Origin of the sequence: Paracoccus fistulariae (assembly GCF_028553785.1) — a bacterium.
Taxonomy (GTDB): Bacteria; Pseudomonadota; Alphaproteobacteria; order Rhodobacterales; family Rhodobacteraceae; genus Paracoccus; species Paracoccus fistulariae.
In genome coordinates this window covers 232489-254905 of the sequence record NZ_CP067136.1, presented here as the reverse complement: position 1 = coordinate 254905, position 22417 = coordinate 232489, and the positions used below count along the sequence as shown (strand labels likewise).

Sequence of the window (22417 nt, the reverse complement as noted above, 5' to 3'; positions counted from 1 at the left end):
CAAGGATGGCGTGGGATCAGACTGCGAACATCAGCAGAAGCGCGACGAGGAACGAGAAGATCCCCAGAGCTTCCGCAAAGGCCATGCCGATGAACAGCGTGGCGGTCTGGCCGGCGGCTGCCGACGGGTTGCGCAGGGCGCCTGCCAGGAAGTTGCCGGCAACGTTGCCCACACCGATGGCTGCGCCGCCCATGCCGATGGCGGTCAGGCCGACGCCGATGTACTGGCCCAGTTCTCCGATATTGCCTTCCATGATGATACTCCTTGCGGTTGGAAGTTTTGGTATTCGGGTTAAGTCACAGACGGCACGGAAGCGCGCCGCCCGCTGCTGCCTGCCGTCGCTTAGTGCGACGGGTGCAGCGCATCTTTCAGGTAAACGCAGGTCAGGATGGTGAACACATAGGCCTGGATGAAGGCGACCAGCACCTCAAAGGCATACATGCCGATCACGGCCACGATGGACACCGGGGCGACGGCGGCGATGGCCGCGAAGCCCGCGAAAACCTTGATCACGGCGTGACCGGCAATCATGTTACCGGCAAGACGGATCGAATGGCTGACCGGACGCACGAAGTAGCTGATCACCTCGATCACGGCCAGCACCGGGCGGATCGCCAGCGGGGCCGAGCGCACCCAGAACAGGTCCAGGAAATGCGCGCCGTTCTTGATGAAGCCGATGGCGGTCACGGTAAAGAAGACGGCAAAGGCCAGCACGCCGGTCACCGCGATATGCGAGGTGACGGTAAAGGCCTTGGGCAGCAGGCCCAGGAAGTTCCCGAACAGCACGAACATGAACAGCGTCATGATATAGGGGAAATATTTCAGGCCGTCCTTGCCCGAGATATCCTCGACCATCTTATGGACCATGCCATAGGACAGCTCGGCCATGGATTGCGAGCGGTTGGGAACGATCGAGCGGCCGCGCGTGCCCCAGATCAGCAGCGCAGCGGTGGCGACGATGATCAGGAACAGCCACAGCGTCACATTGGTCGGCGTGTACCAGTGAACCGGGCCATCGCCGAACAGCGGCTTCACGATGAACTGTTCCATCGGGTGAAAGGAAAGGCCAGTTGCTGCTTCCGCTTCAGTCGCCACGATCTGTTCCCTCATCGGTCTCCGGCGGCTTGCCGGGATTGTTGCCAAGCTCGGCCGCGGTGCGCATCATCACTTTGATACCGGCCGCGAAGCCAAGAAGAATAAACAGGATCATCAGGAACGGCGTGGTGCCGAACATCCAATCCAATCCGTATCCGATCCCGCAGCCCAGCACGATGCCCGCCACGATCTCGGTGACCATGCGCCAGGCGACATGCGCCTTGTCATAGCCTGCCATCGGTCCGCCGACCTCTGGCGCCTTGGTAAGCCGGGACAGCCTGTCCTCCAGATCGCGCAAGCGGGCGGCGTCTTGCTGCCGGTCGCTGTCGTTCCGGGGCTCTTTGGCCATCTCTCACGCCCCCGTTATTCGTCGATGGGGTGTCTAGGGTGGAACGCGGCCCGAGTCAAGCAAGCCAGCGCACCTTATAAGGCATTGATTCCGAAGGCATATCGAAATCACGGGATTCCGCCATGCCCCTTGCAATCCGCGCCATGCCCCTACATTATTCAACCGCCAAGTTGACTATCCCCGGCCTGAAATCGCGATTTTTGATGCCATGACCGCCCCCGCACCCGACAGGCTGGACCTGATCTTCGCCGCTCTGGCCGATCCGACGCGACGCCGGGTCTTGTCCATGCTGCTGGAAGATGACATGGCCGTCAGCGATGTCGCCCAGCCCTTCGAGATGAGCCTTGCGGCCATTTCCAAGCACCTCTCTGTCCTGGCCGCCGCCGGCCTGATCCGGCAGGAGCGCCGCGGGCGGATCACCTGGTGCAAGCTGGATCCGGACGGGATGCGGGCGGCCTCGGTCTGGATGCAGGGTTTCGGGCAGTTCGACCCGGTGGATCTGGACGATTTCGAACGCTTTCTGGAAGGCCAGATAAGGGAATGGAGCGAAGAATGACCCCCGCGCAAGAGGAGGCCCGGCCCGATATTCTGTGCATCGGGGCGATGCTGTGGGACGTGATCGGCCGCGCCCCGCGCCGGATGGCGGCGGGGGCCGATGTGCCCGGCCGCATCCGCCATATCCCCGGCGGCGTGGCGCTGAACGTGGCCATCGCGCTGGCCCGGTGGGGGCTGAAGCCCGCCGTCCTCTCCGCCGTGGGCCGCGACCCCGAGGGCGAGGCGCTGGTGCGCGAGGCCGGGCGTCTGGGCGTTATGACCGGCTGGCTGGCGCGCGATACCGGATTGCCGACCGACTGCTATATGGGGATCGAGGATAGCGAAGGCCTGATCGCCGCGATTGCCGATGCCCACAGCCTTGAAGAGGCGGGCGCGGCGATCCTGCACCCGCTGGATCAGGCGCTGGCCGATTGGCGCGGCCCGGCGGTGCTGGACGGCAACCTGACCGAGCGGCTTCTGGCGCAGGTCGCGACCGATCCGCGCCTGGCCCATGCCGATCTGCGCGTCGTGCCCGCCAGCCCCGGCAAGGCCGAGCGGCTGGAGCCGCTGATCGCCGCCCGCCGCGGTTGTTTTTACCTGAACCGGTTCGAGGCCCAGATCCTTGCCGGTCACGCCTGCCCCGACGCCGCCAGCGCCGCGCAGGCCGTGGTCCGCCGGGGCGCGGCCCGGGTGCTGGTCACAGATGGCCCGAACCCCGCCGCCGATGCCATCACCAACGGCCCGACCCTGACCCTGGCCCCGCCCAGCGTGACCGTCGCCCGTGTCACCGGCGCGGGCGATTGCTTTCTGGCCGCACATCTGGCGGCCGAGTTGAAGAACACCCCCCGCGAGGCCGCGCTGCATCAGGCGGTTCAGGCCTCGGCGGCCCATGTTTCCGGAAAGGATGTCCCATGACCGATGCCCCGCTGCACCTCTCGCCCGAAGTTTCCGACGCGATTGCGACGGGCAAGCCGGTCGTGGCGCTGGAAAGCACCATCATCACACATGGCATGCCCTATCCGCAGAATCTGGACATGGCGCGCAAGGTCGAAGGCGTGATCCGTGATGGCGGGGCCGTGCCCGCGACCATCGCGGTGATGGGCGGCCAGATCCATATCGGCCTGACCGATGACACGTTAGAGGCGCTGGCCCGGACCCCACCCGATCAGGCGATGAAGCTGTCGCGCGCCGATCTGGCCGTCTGCCTGACCACCGGCCGCACCGGCGCCACGACCGTGGCGGCGACGATGATCTGCGCCCATCTGGCCGGAATCCGGGTCTTTGCCACCGGCGGCATCGGCGGCGTGCATCGCGGCGCGGAAGACAGCTTCGACATCTCGGCCGATCTGCAGGAACTGGCGCAAACCCCGGTCACGGTCGTGGCCGCCGGGGCCAAGGCGATCCTGGACCTGCCCAAGACGTGGGAGGTGCTGGAAACGCTGGGCGTGCCGGTCATCGCCTATGGGCAGGACGACCTGCCCGCCTTCTGGTCGCGCAACAGCGGCATCGCCGCGCCCTTGCGGATGGACAGCCCCGACCAGATCGCCGCCGCCGCCGCGATGCGCGCGCGGCTGGGCCTGAAGGGCGGCCAGCTGGTCGCCAACCCGATCCCGCCCGAGGCCGAAATCCCCCGCGACCAGATCATGCCGGTCATCGAACAGGCCCTGGCCGAGGCAGAGGCGCAGAAGATCGCCGCCAAATCGGTGACCCCTTTCCTGCTGCAGCGGATCTTCGAGCTGACCGGGGGCCGGTCGCTGGACTCGAACATCGCGCTGGTGCTGAACAATGCCCGCCTTGCCGCCGATATCGCGGCCCGGATGGTTCGACAGGCCTGATGGGTGAGTCGCCGTCTTGCCCCCTCCTGCCCCGGATGCAGTCGCGCGCGCCCGCCGGAAAGATCAAAAATCCGTGTCAAAATCGCCACGCCCGGCCCGCCGGAGGTTAAAAAAACTCAAATGAAGTTGCAAATATGTGGCATTAACAGAACGCGAGAGTTGCATCCAAACCTGTAAAAGGCAGAAATAACAACTGCAGATGGTAAATATATGCACTTACGCGTGAAGTCTTAAAATTACATTTTTAAAGGTAGAATAATTAGTTTACAGTAAAAGGACTAGAAGTAGTCTTTGTACCCCTGTAACGACCAGTATCCGCGCGTTTTTGCGGCTTTGACCAGTTCGGAGTTTTACAGTTATGAACAAGTATGCCTCGGCAATTTTTGCCGTCTCCACTCTCGTATTGGGCGCCGCCGCCTCGCAGGCAGCCACCCTGACCGTCACCAACGTTTCCGGCGTCTGGTCCGATTGGACCGGTGGTGTGAAGCAAAGCTCCACCATGAACGGGGATGTTGCTGAACTTCGCTGGGGAACGCCTGGCTATACCAAGCAGCAAAGCGGGTATGATTTCGCGCCGGTGCCGACCTCGGGTCCGCATCAGAAGGATCAGACCTTCACGCTGGGCACCTTTACCCACAACAACTTTGTCATCGACAAGGGGATCAGCAGCGCCACGCTGGATGTGACCTTCTCGTTCTATCTGGGAACGGATTCGTCCAATATATACACGCGTTCGTCGCAATTCGTGTTCGAGCATTGGGAAACGCCGAACGTGCCCGAAAGCGGCATCTGCGTGGATGGCAAGGAAAGCAAACCCAATGGCGTGCAGGTCGGCTGCGAAGACCGCGTGACCCCGATCACCAATCCCAGAAAAAGCGAAAGCTTCACGATCACCGAAGACGGCGTGACCAGAACCTATCTGTTCGATGTGACCGGCTTCAATATCGGCGAGAACTTCTGGACGGTCGAGAACCAGAAGAACAGCGCCCAGCTGCAGGCACGCTTCACCTATGAGGAAAACGTGCCCCTTCCCCCGGTTCCGCTGCCCGCCGCGGGCTGGCTGTTGCTGGCAGGTGTCGCCGGTATGGGCGCGGTTGCGCGCCGTCGCCGCAAAGCCTGAACGAATTCACAGCTTGAATGGGGGTCAGATGCGTCTGGCCCCCTTTTCATTTAATGATACCATGTTCCGCGATTATCCCGGAGCAGCAGATGGGCATGCCAATTGCATTATCTGCACATTACCTGAACGTCACCTTTTAAACCTGCGGTAACATTATATTCTCGATTGCGGGATGATTCGCGCTCAGCGAATCAGATGCACAAAAACGACGTCGTATCCCACGCCTATAAGTTGTTCCCCTGACACTGAAATTGGTGAATATGCAAATTGAGCAGTATCATTTACAATCACAGGATGTATTTCACATCAGAACGAATAAAACAGACAATTCTGTTTAAATTTGCGCTATTATAGCCGCGTTACATAGAGAGTGCGTTTTTCCGCTTTTTCGGGCTGTCTGACCTCTTGCGTGCTGTCCGGTCCCACCTATCGGAGATTAAAAATGAGAAAATGTTTGAACCTTCTTTGCGCTTCCACTGCTCTGACGCTAGCAGCAGCAACAGCGCAAGCCGCCACCCTGAATATCACTGACGTCACCGCGACATGGAGCAGCTGGACTGACGGCTCTGATGTCACCAGCGCCGACAATGCGGGCACCGCAGAATTGCGTTGGGGGACAACCTCAGAGGCGCAAAGCGGCTATGATTTCGATCCGCTTGCCCCTTCGGGACCGCATGCCCAGGATACCGATTTCAAGATCGGCACCTTCACGCATCACAACTTCCCGATCGGCGCTGGCTCTGGCATCAGCAGCGCGACGCTTGATGTGTCCTTCACCTTTTATCTGGGCGCAGATCCGGGCACATCCTATACGCGCACCTCGCAGTTCGTCTTTGATCACTTCGAGACGCCGAACAACGATGACCCCTGTGCCAATACGCTGCCGAATAACGACCCCAGCAATACCGGCGGTTGCTCGGACCGGGTGACGCCGACGACGAACCCCGCCACCAGCGAGACCTTTACCATCACCGATGGCACCGGCTCGACCTTTACCTATGTCTTTGATGTCGAGGGGTTCGATATCGGCGACAGCTTCTGGACTCTGGAAGGTCAATCGAACACGGCAGACCTTCTGGCGCGCTTCACCTATGAGGAAAACATCGCCCCGGTGCCGCTTCCCGCCGCGGCATGGTTCCTGATCGCAGGTCTGGGCGGCCTTGCGGCAGCCGGGCGTCGGCGCCGCAGCTAAGCCCGAGCCTGACGACACACCCAGGCGGGCCGCTGTCAGCAGCGGCCCGTTTTTCGTCAGACCCCGACCCGGTCGATGATCCCCGCCCCGTTGAACAGCGCCGCCAGATCCACCGTATCGCGCGTGTTCAGCGCATCGGCATGCTCTTCGATAAAGCTGTGGGCGGCCACCTGCCCTGCCGCTTTCATCCGGTCCAGCATGCCCGGATCCGGCAGCACCTTGGACCGCGCCGTCAGATCGTTCATCAGCATGTCATCCAGGATCATGTGGATCAGCGGGTTCTTCATCGCGCGGTTTTCCAGCCGCCCTTCGGCAAACAGGCGCTTGACGAAATTGATCGAGCGCAGTTCGGCCATGAGTGAACTGTTGAAACTGACCTCATTCACCCGGTCAGAAATCTGGCTGGGCGTTCGCGGCAGGCCGTCGCGCATCAGCGGGTTGATGTTCACGATCACGATGTCACGCGGCAGATCGGGCCGGTACAGCGGATAAAGCGCCGGATTGGCGATGAAGCCGCCATCCCAGAACGCCTCGACCCGTTCGGTATCGGGATCATAGATCTCGACCGCGCGGAACAGGTTCGGCAGGCAGGCCGAGGCCATCACCGCATCCCGCGTCGCCGCGCGGCCGGTAAAGACGCGGATGCGCCCGGTACGCACATTCGTGGCCGAGATGAACAGTTGCGGCCCGGCCTCGACGTCAAAGCTGGGATAGGGCAGATCGCGCAGCACCGATGCCAGCGGGTTCACATAGAAGGGGCCGTAATCATAGGGGCTGAAGATGCGGGTCAGGTTTTCCAGCCAGGCGGCCGGCGAAAACAGCTCTGTCAGCCGCCCAAGGCTGGAGGGGACCGGCATCAGCGAATGCATCCAATGCACCATGCGGTTATCGCTGACCTTTCCCACGCTGGCCCAAAGTGCGTCCAGATTTTCCTGCGCCGCACGTCGGCCCCGCAGGCCCTTGTAGCGCGCAAGCCCCGCCTTCAGCGCCGCCCCGTTCATCGCCCCGGCCGAGGTTCCGCTGATCGCCGCGATGGTCAGCCAGTTTTCGTCCAGCAGGCGGTCCAGCACGCCCCAGGCAAAGGCCCCGTGAGAGCCGCCGCCCTGCAGCGCGAGATTGATGTTCTTCTGTTCCATAGCCGTCCTTCTTGCGCGACCCGGTCGCTGCAACTTAATCCCAACCTCGCCCGATATGCAGACCCTGCCCCGCCGCAAGGCCCCAAAACGTCGGGTTCCCGGAAAAGTTTCCCTTCGCGGGGTGGTGTCGCGGCGTCAGCAATAAGCCTCGGGTCCGCGCGACATCTTCTCGCCATAGCGCGGGCCATGCGCCCAGCCTGCGGGCAGGATCCGGTCGATCTCATCCAGTTGCGCCTGCGTCAGCAGAAGCGCGGCACCCCGGGCGTTTTCGCGCATATGGGCGATGCTGCGCGATCCGGGCAGCGCGATGACATGCGGCGCGCGGGCCAGCGCCCAGGCAATCGCGACCGAGGCCGGGCTTTCGCCATGATCGCGCGCCAGTTCCGCAAAGCGGCGCAGGTGGATCAGGTTCAGTGGCCAGTTTTCGGCATCAAAGCGCGGCATGCCCGCCCGCAGATCATCGGGGCCGAAATCCGCCGGATCGGGCAGATCGCGGGCAAAGACACCGCGCCCCACCGGGGAAAAGGCCACCAGCGCCGCGCCATGCGTCTGACAGCCCTGCAGGACGCCCAGTTCCGGCTGACGGCTCCACAGCGAATATTCCGACTGCACCGCCGCCACCGGACCGACCGCCGCCGCCCGTTCCAGCGTCGCGGGCGCGATTTCCGACAGGCCGATCGCGCCGATCTTGCCCTGATCGCGAAAGCGCAGCAGCGTTTCCATCACCTCTTCTATGGGCCGCCCGGCCTCACGCCGGTGCACATAATAAAGGTCGATATGATCGACCTGCATCCGCCGCAACGAGGCCTCAAGCGCCTGTTGCATATAAGCGGTGGAATTGTCGAAAGGGCGGTCGGGATTGCGGGTGATACCGCATTTGCTGGCCAGCACGATCCGGTCGCGATGGCGTTTCAGAAAGGGCGCCAGCAATTCCTCGGCCCGGCCCGCGCCATAGACATCTGACGTGTCCAGATGGTTGATCCCCAGCTCCAGGCAATCTTCCAGACAGCGCAGGCTGTCATCGCGATCCGCCGGGCCATAGGCCCCCACGAAATTCATCGTGCCAAGCGCGACCGCCCCCACCATCGGACCATCCCGGCCCAGTTGCCGCTGCAACATTGCGCACCCCGTATTGTCAGTGGCGCGATGATGCCGCAGCATGACGGCGATGAAAAGCCCGGGCCGTCACGGCAGGCCTGCCCCGGTCAGAGGCCGCGGATTGCCGTCGCCTGTCGGGCTTCATCAATCCTCGGCCTGGGCCTCTGCCCGGCTTTTGCCCGCCACATCCAGCGCCAGCGTCGCCGCCATGAAGGCATCCAGATCGCCGTCCAGAACACCTTGGGTATCGCTGGTTTCCTCGCTGGTGCGCAGATCCTTGACCATCTGATAGGGGTGCAGGACATAGGACCGGATCTGGTTGCCCCATCCCGCCTCGCCCTTGGCGGCATGCTGGGCGTTGATCTCGGCATTCCGCTTGTCCAGTTCCATCTGATACAGGCGTGCCTTCAGCGCGGCCATGGCATTGGCGCGGTTCTGGTGCTGCGATTTTTCGGAACTGGTGACCACGATCCCGGTCGGAATATGGGTGATCCGCACGGCCGAATCCGTGGTGTTCACGTGCTGCCCGCCCGCACCCGAGGAACGATAGGTGTCAATGCGGATTTCATTATCGGGCACGGTGATTTCGATATTGTCGTCAACCACCGGATAGACCCAGACCGAACTGAACGAGGTATGGCGCCGGGCCGAACTGTCAAAGGGGCTGATGCGGACCAGGCGGTGCACGCCCGATTCCGATTTCAGCCAGCCATAGGCATTGTGACCGCTGATCTTATAGGCCGCGCTGCGGATGCCCGCCTCATCCCCCGCCGTTTCCGACAGCAATTCGACGTCATAGCCCTGTTTCTCGGCCCAGCGGACATACATCCGCGCCAGCATGCTGGCCCAGTCACAGCTTTCCGTCCCGCCCGCGCCGGCGTTGATCTCCAGAAAGGTGTCATTGGCATCCGCTTCGCCATTCAGCAGGGCTTCCAGTTCCTTCTGCGCGGCAAGCTGGGCCAGTGTCTTCAGGTTCTCTTCGGCCTCGGCCACCAGTTCGGCATCGCCCTCGGCCTCGGCCAGTTCGACCATCTCGGCATTGGCGGTCAGATCGGCGTCGATCCGGCGATAGGTTTCGATGGCATCCGACAGCGCCTGCCTTTCGCGCATCAGCTTTTGCGCCCGCGCCGGGTCGGACCACAGATCCCCCGCCTCGATCATCGCATTCATCTCTTCCAGGCGATGCGGCGCGGTCTTCCAGTCCATCCGCTGACCCAGCAGGCTCAGCGATTTGCGGATGGCTTCGATAGTGGACTGCGTCTCGGCGCGCATAGTCGGATCCTCATGCTTTATCAGGCCGCAGAGATAGCCCTTGTCGGCGACAGGAACAAGGGCGGGCGGGTTTGCGGTGCCGCAGGCGCAGGGGCGCAGGCCGATGCCCGTCGCCCGCGATCCGTCGGTCGGGCCATGTGCGGTGGCACGCCCGGCGCACAGGGGCCGGGCCGCTACATGATCAACGGCTTGTTGTTCTTGGCATGCCGCGCGGCGATCCTGCGCCCCATGCGCCCATTGGCCAGCAGTCGCGCGGGTTCAGGATCCTGACTTTGCCGTTCCAGTTCGGGGAAAATCGCAAAGATCTCGTCCAGCGCCTCTGCCCCGACCGATTTCAATGTCTGAGGCCCGACATAAAGGCTTTCCGATCGGGCGCCATTCGAAAAGACGACCTCGTGGCGGTCAAAAAGCAGGTGGACATAGGTGACCTCGGCCATGTCCTGCGCCGTGTCGATGCCGTCGAGCTCGACCAGATGCTTGGCCGCGACCAGCACCTCTGACGCGCCGAACATCCGCTGGGCAATGCGCGACGAAATCAGGATCCGATGCTGCGGCGACACGACCAGATCCCGCGACGGCGCCCCGTCACCCAAGGCCCCGGCACGGATCCGGATCGGGCGGAGATGCGGGCTGGCGGTCAGATCCAGCCTGTCCAGCCGCCGGATCCCAATCCAGCGTATCGGCTGATATCCGTGATCCAGCGTCAGGACCAGATCGCCCGGTTGCAGGTCCTGAACTTGCCGCTGCCCCTCTTTCGTGTCGATCAGCGTACCGCTTGCGAAGCAGACAAACAGATCGACGTGATCCACATTGCCAAGCCCGTTGAACGACGTGTTCGGGGTGATGATGATGACATCGCCATCTCCCACTTCGAAGTCATTGCTGAACGCCCAATATTCACCATTTGTCGGGGGAACGCCCTGCCCGTTGTAAGTGTCACTGACCCTGATCTGATAAAGGCGACCGGTCTCCATCGTCGTCGTATTGGTGACGTTGTAATAGCCCCGTGCATGAACATAGGCGCCGGCGGAATGCGGGCCATATGGTTGCGCCAGGTTCTGAATATTGTCGTCAAGTGACTGCGGCGTGGCAGAGTTGTTATCCTCCAGCACGACGTCCTGATCATTGACGAACATCGATGTCAGATCGGATTCGTTGACGACGCCAGTCCCCGTCCCCCAGATGATGGAATTGCCAAGCGCGCTGGAAATGACCTGATTATATTCATATTCGACAATGGGTTCGCCACTTTCAAGTTCGCTATAGGGCGTATTGCCGGAGGCGACCCATGCAGAGATATTGAACAGCGATCCGGGCGGGACATCATGCTGAAAGGCATAATAGATCTGCCCCCCGATGATGACCTGATTCATTTCAAGCGTGTAAATCGTCCCATCCGGTTGCGTGACCGTAATCTCACCCGTGGCGCGGGAATAAAGTCCCGTGCCCGCAGGGTGCGAATCATAGGCGTTTGTCAAAAACTGCTGCGACGAATCCAAGGTCTGCGGAGGAGCGTTGACATTGTCCTCCAGAATCGGGTCGTCATCGGTGATCTGGATGGAATCCGGGGTGGCGCTGGCCCTCAGCGTGAAGGTGCCAGTCTGCAAACCGGTCAGCCCGCCCAGAAAATCCGACGGCGAATAAAGGTTATTCAGATTATAGATCGCCATTCAGCACGGGCTCCGTTCAACAAGGCGCCGCGAATTGCCCACCGCGGCATCAGCAGATATCTGGTCCAGCCTCTGGCAGACCGCCGCTTCGACCGTCAGCGGCCTTATCGGAAGCTCGCGTTGCGATGCCGCCGAGGGGCATTATTGTCTAAAAAATATGCTAACTCGGCAAGCGTGACCGGACGTTCAATTGCGCAAAGTCCCAAGGATTGAAGGAACTATCCCTCTTGACACAGGCGCTGGCGGTCAGGGGCTTTCTGCCGCCTGTCCTGTCTGGTCCCCGACGCAATATGGTACGCGTCTATATCATCCAAGACGGGCGGAAATCCACAGCAGCCGCCACCCGGCATGACGCTTCGTGCAAAAACCCGACATTACGTCATTTTCCGCGGTCGAACCCGAAAAGAGCCGACCGCCTCGCCTCACCGATCAGGCGCGCCGCCGGACAGGCTAGTAGAGCCCGCCCGAGGACATGGTGCCGAAATCCGTGCGGCTTGGGATCACCTTGCGCTCGCCCGTCGATGTGGTGACGGCGGTGCCGCCGCCCGAACCGCCGCCCGCCTTCCAGGGCAGCACGACCTCGCCATCGCCAAAGCCCGACACGATCAGCGGCGACAGCCAATCCGGATCGGTGCCGTCGCGGAAATATTCGGCGATCACATTGTCGCCGGTTGCGTCGTCGGGCAGGCGCTGACCGGTGATGCGGTCGATCTTGACCCAGTAACCGCCGGGCGGAACGGCGAAATCGGTGCCGCCGAACCGCGCCACGGCCTGACGCATGAATTCATTGAAGACCGGCACGCACAGCGTCCCGCCATAGGCATTGCGCCCCAGCGAGCGCGGCTGGTCATAGCCCAGATAGCAGCCCGCCACGATGTTCGAGGAATAGCCGATGAACCAGACATCCTTGGCATCATTGGTGGTGCCGGTCTTGCCCGCGATCGGCACCGGCAGGTTCACGCCCTTGCCCGAGCCGCGCTTGACCACACCTTCCATCATCGAGGTCAACTGATAGGCGGTGACCGCATCCATGACCCGTTCGCGATTGGTGTCGATGACGGGGCCGGAACCGGCCGGCAGCGCCTGCATGCCGCAGGTTTCGCACACCCGCTGGTCGTGGCGATAGATGGTCCGGCCACGACGGTCCTGCACGCGGTCCACCAGCGTCGGCTCGACCCGCTCGCCGCCATTGGCGAACATGGCATAGGCGGCGACCATGCGGAACAGCGTGGTTTCCTGCGCGCCAAGCGCATTGGCCAGGAAGGGTTTCAGATCGTCATAGACGCCGAAGCGTTCGGCATAATCGGCCACGGTCTGCATGCCGATATCATCCGCGATCCGGATGGTCATCAGGTTGCGCGACTGCTCGATCCCCGTCCGCAGGGGCGAGGGACCGTAATGGCGGCCGCTGGCGTTTTTCGGCTCCCACAGCCCATAGGGGGTGTTGATGCTGATCGGCTCGTCCACGACGATGGTGGCGGGGGTGTAGTTATTGTCCAGCGCGGCGGCATAGACGAAAGGCTTGAAGCTGGAGCCGGGCTGACGCATCGCCTGGGTCGCGCGGTTGAAGACCGAGGATTCATAGCTGAAGCCGCCCTGCATCGCCAGAACGCGGCCGGTATTGACGTCCATCGCCATGAAACCGCCCTGCACCTGCGGCACCTGCCGCAGGGTCCAGCGGATGAAGCTGCCATCGCCATCGCTGGTCATCGGGCGGACCAGCACCACATCGCCGACCTCCAGCAGATCGCCCGCAACCCGCGCGCGCGGGCCCAGCGATCCATCTGCATTGCGCTTGCGCGCCCATTGCACATCGGCGGCGGGGATCCAGTGGCCGTCGCTGTCCTCTTCGATGCCTTCGATGCCGATGCGGGCGTCCGAGGCGCCGACCTCCAGCACAACGGCGGGCGACCAGTTCGGGATATCGCGCGGGATCCTCAGATCCCACAGCGCGCCGCGCCATGCGGCCTCATCGGTCAATTGCGCGGCCGGGATGGTCTGGCCGGTGCCGCGCCAGATGCCGATGCCGCGATCATATTGCTCCAGCGCCTTTTGCAGCGCGCCTGCGGCGGTCGATTGCATGCCGGGATCGACGGTGGCGCGGATCGTCAGGCCGCCGCCGAAAAATTCCTCTTGCCCGAATTCGCGGCTCAGCTGACGACGGATCTCATCGGTAAAGTAATCGCGCGGCGGCAATTGCCCCCGGAATGAGGGGAAATCGCCATTCTGCACGGATTTCAGCGGCAGCTTGGCCTCGGCCTCATAGGTAGCCTTATCGATATAGCCGTTCTGCCACATCTCGCGCAGGACATAGTTGCGCCGCTGCGTCACGCGCTCTTTCGCATCTACAGGATGGTAGCGGCCGGGCGCCTGCGGCATGGCGGCCAGCATCGCCGCCTCGGCCGGTGTCAGCTCTGCCAGCGATTTGTTGAAATAGGTCTGCGCGGCGGCGGCGACGCCATAGCTGTTCTGACCCAGATAGATCTCGTTCAGATACAGCTCCAGAATTTCATCCTTGGTCAGCGAATGTTCCAGACGCGCGGCCAGGATGATCTCTTTCACCTTGCGTTCCACGCTGCGATCGCTGGACAGCAGGAAGTTCTTGGTCACCTGCTGGGTGATGGTCGAGGCGCCCCGCACATTCGAGCCGCCCGAGGACACCGCCTCATACCCCGCCTTCATGATCCCGGTCAGGTCATAGCCCGGATGGCGATAGAAATTCTTGTCCTCGGCGCTGACGAAGGCTTCCTTGACCAGATCGGGAATCTCCTCGGTTGGGACAAAGATCCGGCGTTCTTCGGCGAATTCGTCGATCAGGCGGCCCTCGCCGGAATAGACGCGGCTGATGGTCTTGGGGGCGTATTGGGCCAGCGCCTCGTGGCTGGGCAGATCGCGCGAATAGATCCAGAAAATGCCGCCAATGGTCAGGGCAGCAAAGAACAGCGCGGTGACAACCCACGAAAAGATGGAACCGAAGAAAGAAAGAAAGCTGCGCAGCACAGATTGTCGCCTTTATGTGTTATGGGCCCGTCTATAGCGTCCGTGCGCGTGACGGTCAAAACATCAACGCCCGTTCACGAAGCTGTGCGCCAGCCTAGCGGCGCAGAACCGCGCGCCTTGCGGTTTCGTCCTGCTTCCAGCCCATGATCGCTTCGCAAATCACGTTGACCATCCGCTGACGCCAAAGCGGATTCAGCAGATTTGCACGATCATTATCGTCCGAGATGAAGCCGAGTTCCAGCAAAACCGACGGGATGTCGGGCGATTTCAGCACCGAAAAGGCCGCGCCCTGCACCGGACGGTTATGCAGCCCGATTCCCATCAGCGCCATGCGAGAGGTCAGCCATTTCGCGAAGTTTTCCGATCTGGGCTGCGTATCGGTGCGGGCGAAATCCATCAGCGTGGCCGACAGCGCATCGTCATATCCGCCCAGATCCAGCCCGCTGATCAGGTCGTCGGCATCGTGACGCGCCACCAGTTGCTGCGCCGCGCGGCCATCGGCCTTGGGGTTCCAGATATAGACCGTGGCCCCCGCCGCCTGCCCCTGCGGCAGCGCATCGGCATGCAGAGAGATAAAGAGATCCGCCCCCGCCGCCCGCGCCGCCGTCATGCGCTGCTCCAGCTGCACGAAGCTGTCATCGTCGCGCGTCATCATCACCGTCACACCGCGATCCTGCAGCGCCTTGCGCAGTTCCATGGCAAAGGTCAGGACCAGGTTTGCCTCGGTCTGGTCCTGCGCCTGCGCGCCGGGATCAAAGCCGCCATGACCGGGATCCAGCATGATGAAGAATTCCTCATCCACCGGGGCCGCATCGACCTGTGCCGGGTCGGGCAGATTGCGCAACGCGGCGGTGGCGCTTGGCGGTGGCGCGAAATCCTTCTGGCCGACGGGCTTCAGGGCCAGTTGCAGTTCTGCCCTCGGCCCGCCGGTCTTCATGGCAGAGCTGTCGATGCGATAAGGCCCCGGCAATTCGATCACGATCCGCGACCATCCGCGCCGCTGGCTGCCCCATCGGATATCGGGCACCCGGTCCGCACCGAACAGATCGCCGGGCTTCTCGCCACGCAGATCGACGCCTTGCAGATCCACGATCAGCCGTACCGGATCGCCGACGATATAGGTGCGAAACGGCACCGCACGGCTCAGCGTCAGGCGCAGATCCAGCGGCGGATCGCCCCACCAGGCGCGCCCGCTTTGCACCAGCGACGAGGCGCCCAGATCAAGGCGCGCGGGCTCCTGCGCCATGGCGGGCGACAGCGACATCAGCAAGGCAAATATCAGCGCCAGACATCTCATCGGGTGGCCATGAACCCTTCCAGACGGCGCAGCCCCTCGACGATATCTTCGGTCGCCCGGGCATAGCTGAACCGCAGGGTCTGCGCCCCGCGTTCGGGGTCGAAATCCAGCCCCGGCGTCACGGCAACCCCGGCCTTGTCCAGAATCTCTGCCGCGAGCTCGACCGAATTATCGGTCAGATGCGACACATCGGCATAGATATAGAAGGCCCCTTCCGGCGGTGCGATCCGGTCAAATCCGGCGCGGGGCAGCCCCTCCAGCATCAGGCGGCGGTTTTCGGCATAGACGGCCAGGTTCGCCTCGGCCTCGTCCATGCAATCCAGCGCCGCCAGCGCCGCGACCTGACTGGCATGGGGCGGGCAGATGAACATGTTCTGGGCCAGCCGCTCGACCGTGCGCAGATGGCTCTCGGGCACCACCATCCAGCCCACGCGCCAGCCGGTCATGCTGAAATATTTGCTGAAGGAATTGATGACGACGACATCATCCGTGACCTCCAGCGCGGAATGGCAGCGATCTCCATAGCTGAGGCCGTGATAGATCTCGTCCGAGATCACCGCCATGCCCCGGCCCGCCGCGGCCTGTGTCAGATCGCGCAACTCATCCTTGCGCAGCACCGTGCCCGAGGGGTTGCCGGGCGAGGCCAGGATCAGCCCGGCGCAATCCTCGGGCAGATCACCGGGGCGCGGTTGATAGCGGTCTTGCGCGCGGGTCGGGATCCCCACCGGCTGCAGCGACATGGCGCGCAGGATCTGGCGATAGCTGGGATAGCCCGGATAGCCCATGGCGACGCGGTCGCCCGCATCGAACAGCGCCGAAAAGCTCAGCAGGAACGCCCCGCTGCTGCCAGAGGTCACGACCACGCGGGCCGGATCCAGATCCACCCCGTACCAGCGGCGGTACAGATCCGCGATCCCCTGCCGCAGCGCGGGCAGGCCAAGCGCGACCGTATAGCCCAACGGCTGCGACAAAGCGCGGGCCAGCGCGTCGCGCGCGCCCTGCGGCGCGGGCGTGCCGGGCTGACCCACCTCCATATGCACGATATGGCGGCCTGCCGCCTCGGCCCGGGCGGCGGCCTGCATCACATCCATGACGATGAACGGGTCCACCTGACCACGGGCGGAATGTCGCATGCTCTGACCTCGACGTCTTGTTTTGCGGGTGTCTTAGCGCGTCCCGCCCCGGCACTCCAAGCCTTTCTGCCACAGGATGTCACGTATCCGTGTCGCGTCGTTTCTTGCCTTCGCCCGCCGCAGACGCCAAGTTGCCCTCAACCCCGAACCCAGAGGACACCCATGAAACGTCTGCTCGCCACCCTGCTGCTTGGCTCGACCCTGGCAGGCCCTGCCTTCGCCTTCGACATTTCCGCCATGAACGAACAGGAAAAAGAGGCCTTCGGTCAGGCCGTGCGCGATTACCTGATGGCCAATCCCGAAGTGCTGGTCGAATCCATCGGCGTGCTGGAAGCGCGTCGTCAGGAACAATCGGTCGATAATGACCGGCTGCTGGTGGCCGCCAATCAGGACGCCATCTTCAATGACGGCCATAGCTGGGTCGGCGGCAATCCCTATGGCGATGTGACCGTCGTGGAGTTTCTGGATTACCGCTGTGGCTATTGCCGCCGCGTGAACGATCAGGTGCAGGCGCTGGTCGAGGATGATCCGAATGTGCGGCTGATCCTGAAGGAATATCCCATTCTGGGTCAGGACAGCGACAGCTCGGCCCGGTTTGCCGTCGCGGTCAAGCAGATCGCGGGGGACGAGGCCTATCTGAAAGCCCATCACGCGCTGATGGCGCTGCGCGGCGAAGCCTCGCTTGAGGCTCTGGGCAAGATCGCGGATGAGATCGGCGTGGACCGGGAAGAGGTCATCAATCTGATGAACACCGAATCCGTGAACGCCGTCCTGCGCGCCAATCGCCAGCTGGGCGAAACCATGGCGATCATGGGCACGCCCACCTTCATCATCGGCGATGAGATGCTGCGCGGCGTGCCGCAGAACGGGCTGGAAGATTACATCCAGGCCGCCCGCGACAAGCAGGACGGCTGAACGCGTCAGGTCCGATGAAGGCGGGGCCGGTATCCGCCCCGCCCCGTTTTAATCTTCTCAGCGCAGGTGCCCGGCGCGACCGCCTAAACCGCCGCCTTGCGCTGAAAACGCCCCAGAATGTGATCCGCCGCCTTCTCTCCCGTCATGATTGAGGGGGCGTTCAGATTGCCATTGGTGATGCGCGGAAAGATCGAGCTGTCGGCCACGCGCAGCCCCTCGACCCCGATCACGCGCAACTCGGGATCCACCACCGCCTCTGGGTCATCCGCCGCGCCCAGGCGGGCCGTTCCGCAGGGGTGATAGGCGGATTCGGCATGTTCACGGATGAAGGCGTCGATCTCTTCATCCGACTGCACCCGCGCTCCGGGCTGGATTTCATCGCCGCGATATTCCGCCATCGCCGGTTGATCAAAAATCTGCCGCGTCAGACGGATACAGGCCCTAAATTCTTTCCAATCATCGGGATGCGACATATAATTAAAGTGGATTTGAGGCGCCGCCGCCGGATCGTCCGAGACCAGACGCACCGTCCCGCGCGACTTTGATCGCATCGGTCCGACATGGGCCTGAAAGCCATGCCCGCTGACCGCCGCCTTGCCGTCATAGCGCACGGCCAGCGGCAGGAAGTGATACTGGATATCGGGATAATCCACCGCATCCGACGAGCGGATGAAGCCGCAGCTTTCAAACTGGTTCGAGGCGCCAAGGCCGGTTTTCTGCAACAGCCACTCAATCCCCACGCGGCCTTTGCCCAGCAGGTTGTAATAGGTGTAAAGCGTCACTTTTTTCAGTGACTTATACTGCATATAGACTTCCAGATGGTCCTGCAGGTTGGACCCGACACCGGGACGGTCCGCGCGCACCTCGATCCCGTGCTGCGACAGGTGATCGCCGGGGCCGATCCCCGACAGCATCAGCAGCTTGGGCGTGTTGATCGAACTGGCCGAGAGGATGATTTCCTTGCCCGTCTCGATCTGTTCGACCTTGCCATCGCGTTCGATTTCAACGGCATAGGCGCGGTTATCTCGAAAGAGCACGCGACGGGCCATGGCGCGCAGCACGGTCAGCCGGCCGCTGCGCATCGCGGGCCGCAGATAGGCCGAGGCCGCCGACCAGCGCCGCCCGCGCCAGATCGTCGCCTCCATCGGGCCAAAGCCCTCCTGATGCTCGCCATTGTAATCGTCGGTCCGTGGCCATCCGGCCTGCTGCCCGGCCTCGATAAAGGCGTTGAACAGCGGGTTGCGGCGATTGCCGCGCGTGACATTCAGCGGCCCTTCCGTGCCGCGCCAGGGCGAACTGCCGCTGTGCCATGTCTCCATCCGCTTGAAATAGGGCAGCACATCGACATAGCCCCAGCCTTCGGCGCCCTGATCGCGCCAATGGTCGAAATCCTTGCGATTGCCGCGCACGAAGACCATGCCATTGATCGAGGACGACCCGCCCAGCACCTTGCCGCGCGGCGTGACCAGACTGCGCCCGCCCAGATGCTGTTCCGGCACCGTGCTGAAGCCCCAGTCAAAGCGCGACATGTTCATCGGATAGGACAGCGCGCCGGGCATCTGGATATAGATGCTGCGGTCGCTGCCGCCATATTCGATCAGCGTGACGCGATGGCCCGCCTCGGTCAGGCGATAGGCCAGCGCGCAGCCCGCCGATCCGGCGCCCACAATGACATAATCCGGTGTCATACCGTTCTTCCTTTCCTGACGTCAGTAGGGCGCGTCGACGCTGCCCATGCCGACGTAAACCGTCTTCAACTGTGAATAATGCTCGATCGCGGCGGCCGAGTTTTCGCGCCCCACCCCCGACATCTTGACGCCGCCAAAGGGCATCTCGACCGGGGTGAGGTTATAGGCGTTGATCCAGCAGGTGCCCGCCTCGACCCTGGCGGCGACGCGATGGGCGCGGGCCAGATCGCGGGTAAAGACCCCCGCCGCCAGCCCGTAGCCCGTGGCATTGGCGCGGCGGATGACCTCATCCTCGTCCTCGAAGGCCAGCGTGGTCATGACCGGGCCGAAGATCTCTTCCCGGGCCAGCGCCATCTGATCGGTGGCATCGGCAAAGACCGTGGGCGGCACAAAGGCACCCTCGCCCGGGCCGCCACAGACCAGCCGCGCGCCCTCGGCCTCGCCCGCCGCGATCGCGGCGCGGATCTTGCCGGCCTGCGCGGCGCTGACGATCGGGCCGTGCTGCGTGTCGGGATCCAGCGGATCGCCGATCCTGATCGTGGCAATCCGGGCCTGCAGCTTGTCCAGAAACGCCTCGCGGATGCCGCTTTGCACGAAAACCCGGGTGCCATTGGAACAGATCTGCCCCGAGGAATAGAAATTCGCCAGCATTGCCGCGCCTACGGCATCGTCCAGATTGGCGTCGTCAAAGACGATCAGCGGGGATTTTCCGCCCAGTTCCATCGTCACATGGCGTATCCCCTCGGCCGCGGCGGCATAGACCTTGCGCCCGGTCGGCACGGACCCGGTCAGCGAGACCTTGGCCACATGCGGATCGGTGACCAGCGCCGCCCCCACGGCACCGCGCCCCTGCACGACGTTGAACACGCCCGCGGGCAACCCGGCCTCGATCAGGATTTCGGCCAGTTTCAGGGCGCCCAGCGGCGTTTCCTCGGAGGGTTTGAAGACCATCGCATTGCCCATGGCCAGCGCCGGCGCGGCCTTCCAGCAGGCGATCTGGCTGGGATAGTTCCACGCGCCGATCCCCGCGCAGACGCCCAGCGGCTCGCGGATGGTATAGGCCCAGTCGCTGCCCAGCGGGATCATCTGGCCGGTCACGGTCGCGGCCAGACCGCCGAAATATTCCAGCGCGGCGGCACCCGATTCCCAATCGGCCACCAGCGTTTCCTGAATCGGCTTGCCGGTATCCAGCGTTTCCAGCCGCGACAATTCCTCATTGCGTTCGCGGATGATGGCCGCGGCGCGTAGAAGCACCCGGCCACGTTCAACCGGGGCCAGCGCCGCCCATTCGACCTGTGCGGCGGCAGCGGCCTTGCAGGCCTCGGCCACCTGCCCGGTCGTGGCTTCGCGCAGGCTGGCGATTTCTTCGCCGGTATAGGGGTAGAGAACCGGCAGAGCGTCGCCCTCGCCCTCGACCGGGCGACCATTCAGGAACAGACTTGCAGCGGGTTGGACGTTCAGGCTCACTTCAGGGCCTCCTGTAGATAATTCATGACCATGGTGCGGGCGGATTTGGCATCGGTATCGCCCCGCCTCAGAACCGCGCGCAGATAAACACCGTCGATCAGCGCGCCAAGCGTCTCGGCGATGGCTTCGGGCCGGTCGGTCAGCGGGCGCAGCGCCAGCACCAGATTCGACCGCAAACGGCGGTGATAGACCCGCAGCAGCCGCGCAGCCTCTTCGTGACGCAGGGAAAGTGCGTAAAAATTAAGCCAGGCGCTGACCGTTTCACGCTGGAAATTCTGCGGGGCAAAGCTGGCATTCACGATCGCATCCAGCCGCCCGCGCGGGCCGTGGCCGGGCAGGGAATCGCGGACCTGATTGCCGTAAATGCGCAGGATATAACGCATCGCCTGCAGAAAGATCTGCTCTTTCGAGCCGAAATAGTGATGCGCCAGCGCAGGCGACATCCCCGCCCGCTTGGCAATCTGCGCCACCGTGACCTCCAGCGAACCGGCACGGCCGACTTCATATATTGCGGCGTTGATTAACGCAGCTTTTCGGATAGGCTCTGCACCAATCTTTGGCATCATTGCACCTGCGTTGTGTTTTGGGTTGCAATACGAACTGTATTTATCTTTAATTGACTAATCAATCAAGAACAGGGAGCACATGCCGCATGACTTTGTCAAAACTAATCGGTATTTCCGCGCTTGCCATGACGGCGGCGCTTGGTACCGCAGCACAGGCGCAAGAGCCGGATGAGTGTCGCAAGGTGGTCTTTGCTGATGTCGGCTGGACCGATATCACGGCGACCACCGCGCTGAGCGCCACGATCCTGCAGGCGCTTGGCTATGAAACCGAAACCAAGCTTCTGTCGGTTCCGGTCACCTATACTGCCATGTCCACCGATGATGTCGATGTTTTTCTGGGCAACTGGATGCCGACGATGGAAAACGACATCGCCGCCTATAACGAGGCAGGGACCGTGGACACCGTGCGCACCAACCTGACCGGGGCGAAATACACGCTGGCCACCAACAAGGCGGGTGCCGATCTGGGCATCACCAGCTTTCAGTCCCTGGCCGAGCACAAGGATGCACTGGACGGCAAGATCTATGGCATCGAGCCGGGCAATGACGGCAACCGCGTCGTTCTGGAAATGATCGGCGAGGATCTGTTCGGCACCGGCACGTTCGAACTGGTCGAATCCAGCGAACAGGGGATGCTGGCGCAGGTGTCGCGCGCGGTCAGCGGCGACAAGCCGATCGTGTTCCTTGGCTGGGAACCGCATCCGATGAACGCCCAGTTCGAGCTGACCTATCTGGAAGGTGGCGACGATGTCTTCGGCCCCAATCTGGGCGGCGCCGAGGTGCGCACCAACACCCGTTCCGGCTATGTCGAGGAATGCGCCAATATCGGCAAGTTCCTGCAAAACCTGGAATTCACTCTGGCGCTTGAAAATGAGATCATGGGCAAGATCCTGAATGACGGTCAGGATCCGATGAAGGCCGCAAAGGAATGGTTGCAGGCCAATCCCGATGCCGCGACCATGTGGCTGGACGGCGTGACCACCGTTGACGGCAATGACGCGCATGCCGCGCTGACCGAGGCCCTGCAGGGCTGATCGGTCCCACCGCCTC

At 62.8% G+C, this 22417-nt stretch carries 20 protein-coding genes; 7 read left to right on the top strand and 13 right to left on the bottom strand.

The annotated features are described in order from the left end of the window. Window positions 1–16 precede the first annotated feature (16 nt). The 3 genes from JHX87_RS01320 to JHX87_RS01310 all read right to left on the bottom strand — a co-directional run bounded on the left by JHX87_RS01320 (window position 17) and on the right by JHX87_RS01310 (window position 1444). Window positions 17–253, bottom strand: coding sequence for a F0F1 ATP synthase subunit C (locus JHX87_RS01320; protein ID WP_090611015.1), 237 nt, complete (start codon window positions 251–253; stop codon window positions 17–19). 89 nt (window positions 254–342) lie between these two features. Next, entirely contained in the window at window positions 343–1110 is a 768-nt protein-coding gene (locus tag JHX87_RS01315; RefSeq protein WP_271884576.1) for a F0F1 ATP synthase subunit A, read from the bottom strand. Then, entirely contained in the window at window positions 1085–1444 is a 360-nt protein-coding gene (locus JHX87_RS01310) for an AtpZ/AtpI family protein (protein WP_271884574.1), read from the bottom strand. The genes JHX87_RS01315 and JHX87_RS01310 overlap by 26 nt, the downstream gene beginning before the upstream one ends. Window positions 1445–1652: 208 nt before the next feature. On the opposite strand from JHX87_RS01310, the gene JHX87_RS01305 reads away from it, so the two are divergent. The 5 genes from JHX87_RS01305 to JHX87_RS01285 all read left to right on the top strand — a co-directional run bounded on the left by JHX87_RS01305 (window position 1653) and on the right by JHX87_RS01285 (window position 6125). Beyond that, window positions 1653–2000 carry an ArsR/SmtB family transcription factor gene (locus JHX87_RS01305; RefSeq protein WP_271884573.1) on the top strand — a complete coding sequence of 116 codons (348 nt, stop codon included), beginning with the start codon at window positions 1653–1655 and terminating at the stop codon, window positions 1998–2000. Further along, on the top strand, window positions 1997–2893 hold the full coding sequence (locus JHX87_RS01300; protein WP_271884571.1) for a PfkB family carbohydrate kinase: 897 nt from the start codon (window positions 1997–1999) through the stop codon (window positions 2891–2893). The genes JHX87_RS01305 and JHX87_RS01300 overlap by 4 nt, the downstream gene beginning before the upstream one ends. Continuing rightward, a complete protein-coding gene (locus JHX87_RS01295) occupies window positions 2890–3813 on the top strand; it encodes a pseudouridine-5'-phosphate glycosidase (RefSeq protein WP_271884570.1) in 924 nt (307 codons plus the stop codon). Before JHX87_RS01300 ends, JHX87_RS01295 begins: the two co-directional genes overlap by 4 nt. A gap of 358 nt (window positions 3814–4171) precedes the next feature. Further along, window positions 4172–4933, top strand: a complete 762-nt coding sequence (locus JHX87_RS01290) for a THxN family PEP-CTERM protein (protein ID WP_271884568.1) — start codon at window positions 4172–4174, stop codon at window positions 4931–4933. A 454-nt stretch (window positions 4934–5387) separates the two neighbouring features. Beyond that, the gene (locus tag JHX87_RS01285) at window positions 5388–6125 is read left to right on the top strand and encodes a THxN family PEP-CTERM protein (protein WP_271884566.1); all 738 of its coding nucleotides are present in this window, start codon (window positions 5388–5390) and stop codon (window positions 6123–6125) included. Between the two features lie 56 nt (window positions 6126–6181). Here JHX87_RS01285 and JHX87_RS01280 read toward each other — a convergent pair whose 3' ends face one another. From JHX87_RS01280 to JHX87_RS01250, 7 genes are all read right to left on the bottom strand, one after another. Next, window positions 6182–7261, bottom strand: a complete 1080-nt coding sequence (locus tag JHX87_RS01280; protein WP_271884564.1) for a patatin-like phospholipase family protein — start codon at window positions 7259–7261, stop codon at window positions 6182–6184. Between the two features lie 135 nt (window positions 7262–7396). Then, window positions 7397–8380, bottom strand: coding sequence for an aldo/keto reductase (locus JHX87_RS01275; protein WP_271884562.1), 984 nt, complete (start codon window positions 8378–8380; stop codon window positions 7397–7399). A gap of 123 nt (window positions 8381–8503) precedes the next feature. Then, window positions 8504–9631 carry a peptide chain release factor 2 gene (gene prfB / locus JHX87_RS01270; protein WP_271884561.1) on the bottom strand — a complete coding sequence of 376 codons (1128 nt, stop codon included), beginning with the start codon at window positions 9629–9631 and terminating at the stop codon, window positions 8504–8506. 173 nt (window positions 9632–9804) lie between these two features. Then, window positions 9805–11301 (bottom strand): Hint domain-containing protein, encoded by a 1497-nt coding sequence (locus JHX87_RS01265; protein ID WP_271884559.1) that lies wholly within the window; start codon window positions 11299–11301, stop codon window positions 9805–9807. Between the two features lie 450 nt (window positions 11302–11751). Beyond that, window positions 11752–14301 carry a penicillin-binding protein 1A gene (locus tag JHX87_RS01260; RefSeq protein ID WP_271884557.1) on the bottom strand — a complete coding sequence of 850 codons (2550 nt, stop codon included), beginning with the start codon at window positions 14299–14301 and terminating at the stop codon, window positions 11752–11754. A gap of 94 nt (window positions 14302–14395) precedes the next feature. After that, window positions 14396–15598, bottom strand: coding sequence for an N-acetylmuramoyl-L-alanine amidase (locus JHX87_RS01255; RefSeq protein ID WP_271884555.1), 1203 nt, complete (start codon window positions 15596–15598; stop codon window positions 14396–14398). Further along, window positions 15595–16731: a pyridoxal phosphate-dependent aminotransferase gene (locus JHX87_RS01250; RefSeq protein WP_271884554.1), complete on the bottom strand. Its 1137-nt coding sequence runs from the start codon at window positions 16729–16731 to the stop codon at window positions 15595–15597. The genes JHX87_RS01255 and JHX87_RS01250 overlap by 4 nt, the downstream gene beginning before the upstream one ends. A 162-nt stretch (window positions 16732–16893) precedes the next feature. Here JHX87_RS01250 and JHX87_RS01245 point away from each other — a divergent pair, with 162 nt between their 5' ends. Next, complete coding sequence (locus tag JHX87_RS01245; RefSeq protein ID WP_271884552.1) at window positions 16894–17646, top strand: DsbA family protein; 753 nt, start codon at window positions 16894–16896, stop codon at window positions 17644–17646. 83 nt (window positions 17647–17729) lie between these two features. On the opposite strand, the gene betA is transcribed toward JHX87_RS01245, so the two are convergent. The 3 genes from betA to betI are packed head-to-tail and all read right to left on the bottom strand — an operon-like array spanning window position 17730 to window position 21364. Then, complete coding sequence (gene betA / locus JHX87_RS01240; RefSeq protein ID WP_271884550.1) at window positions 17730–19334, bottom strand: choline dehydrogenase; 1605 nt, start codon at window positions 19332–19334, stop codon at window positions 17730–17732. 21 nt (window positions 19335–19355) lie between these two features. Then, on the bottom strand, window positions 19356–20795 hold the full coding sequence (betB, locus tag JHX87_RS01235) for a betaine-aldehyde dehydrogenase (protein WP_271884852.1): 1440 nt from the start codon (window positions 20793–20795) through the stop codon (window positions 19356–19358). Window positions 20796–20797: 2 nt separating this feature from the next. Next, the gene (gene betI, locus JHX87_RS01230; RefSeq protein WP_271884548.1) at window positions 20798–21364 is read right to left on the bottom strand and encodes a transcriptional regulator BetI; all 567 of its coding nucleotides are present in this window, start codon (window positions 21362–21364) and stop codon (window positions 20798–20800) included. Between the two features lie 89 nt (window positions 21365–21453). Here betI and choX point away from each other — a divergent pair, with 89 nt between their 5' ends. After that, window positions 21454–22401: a choline ABC transporter substrate-binding protein gene (gene choX / locus JHX87_RS01225; RefSeq protein WP_271884545.1), complete on the top strand. Its 948-nt coding sequence runs from the start codon at window positions 21454–21456 to the stop codon at window positions 22399–22401. Window positions 22402–22417: the final 16 nt, after the last annotated feature.

Bases quoted from the DNA above. Each gene is read 5' to 3' on its own strand.
- JHX87_RS01320 (WP_090611015.1), bottom strand. From the start codon at position 253: ATGGAAGGCAATATCGGAGAACTGGGCCAGTACATCGGCGTCGGCCTG.
- JHX87_RS01315 (WP_271884576.1), bottom strand. From the start codon at position 1,110: ATGAGGGAACAGATCGTGGCGACTGAAGCGGAAGCAGCAACTGGCCTT.
- JHX87_RS01310 (WP_271884574.1), bottom strand. From the start codon at position 1,444: ATGGCCAAAGAGCCCCGGAACGACAGCGACCGGCAGCAAGACGCCGCC.
- JHX87_RS01305 (WP_271884573.1), top strand. From the start codon at position 1,653: ATGACCGCCCCCGCACCCGACAGGCTGGACCTGATCTTCGCCGCTCTG.
- JHX87_RS01300 (WP_271884571.1), top strand. From the start codon at position 1,997: ATGACCCCCGCGCAAGAGGAGGCCCGGCCCGATATTCTGTGCATCGGG.
- JHX87_RS01295 (WP_271884570.1), top strand. From the start codon at position 2,890: ATGACCGATGCCCCGCTGCACCTCTCGCCCGAAGTTTCCGACGCGATT.
- JHX87_RS01290 (WP_271884568.1), top strand. From the start codon at position 4,172: ATGAACAAGTATGCCTCGGCAATTTTTGCCGTCTCCACTCTCGTATTG.
- JHX87_RS01280 (WP_271884564.1), bottom strand. From the start codon at position 7,261: ATGGAACAGAAGAACATCAATCTCGCGCTGCAGGGCGGCGGCTCTCAC.
- JHX87_RS01275 (WP_271884562.1), bottom strand. From the start codon at position 8,380: ATGTTGCAGCGGCAACTGGGCCGGGATGGTCCGATGGTGGGGGCGGTC.
- prfB (WP_271884561.1), bottom strand. From the start codon at position 9,631: ATGCGCGCCGAGACGCAGTCCACTATCGAAGCCATCCGCAAATCGCTG.
- JHX87_RS01265 (WP_271884559.1), bottom strand. From the start codon at position 11,301: ATGGCGATCTATAATCTGAATAACCTTTATTCGCCGTCGGATTTTCTG.
- JHX87_RS01255 (WP_271884555.1), bottom strand. From the start codon at position 15,598: ATGAGATGTCTGGCGCTGATATTTGCCTTGCTGATGTCGCTGTCGCCC.
- JHX87_RS01250 (WP_271884554.1), bottom strand. From the start codon at position 16,731: ATGCGACATTCCGCCCGTGGTCAGGTGGACCCGTTCATCGTCATGGAT.
- JHX87_RS01245 (WP_271884552.1), top strand. From the start codon at position 16,894: ATGAAACGTCTGCTCGCCACCCTGCTGCTTGGCTCGACCCTGGCAGGC.
- betA (WP_271884550.1), bottom strand. From the start codon at position 19,334: ATGACACCGGATTATGTCATTGTGGGCGCCGGATCGGCGGGCTGCGCG.
- betI (WP_271884548.1), bottom strand. From the start codon at position 21,364: ATGCCAAAGATTGGTGCAGAGCCTATCCGAAAAGCTGCGTTAATCAAC.
- choX (WP_271884545.1), top strand. From the start codon at position 21,454: ATGACTTTGTCAAAACTAATCGGTATTTCCGCGCTTGCCATGACGGCG.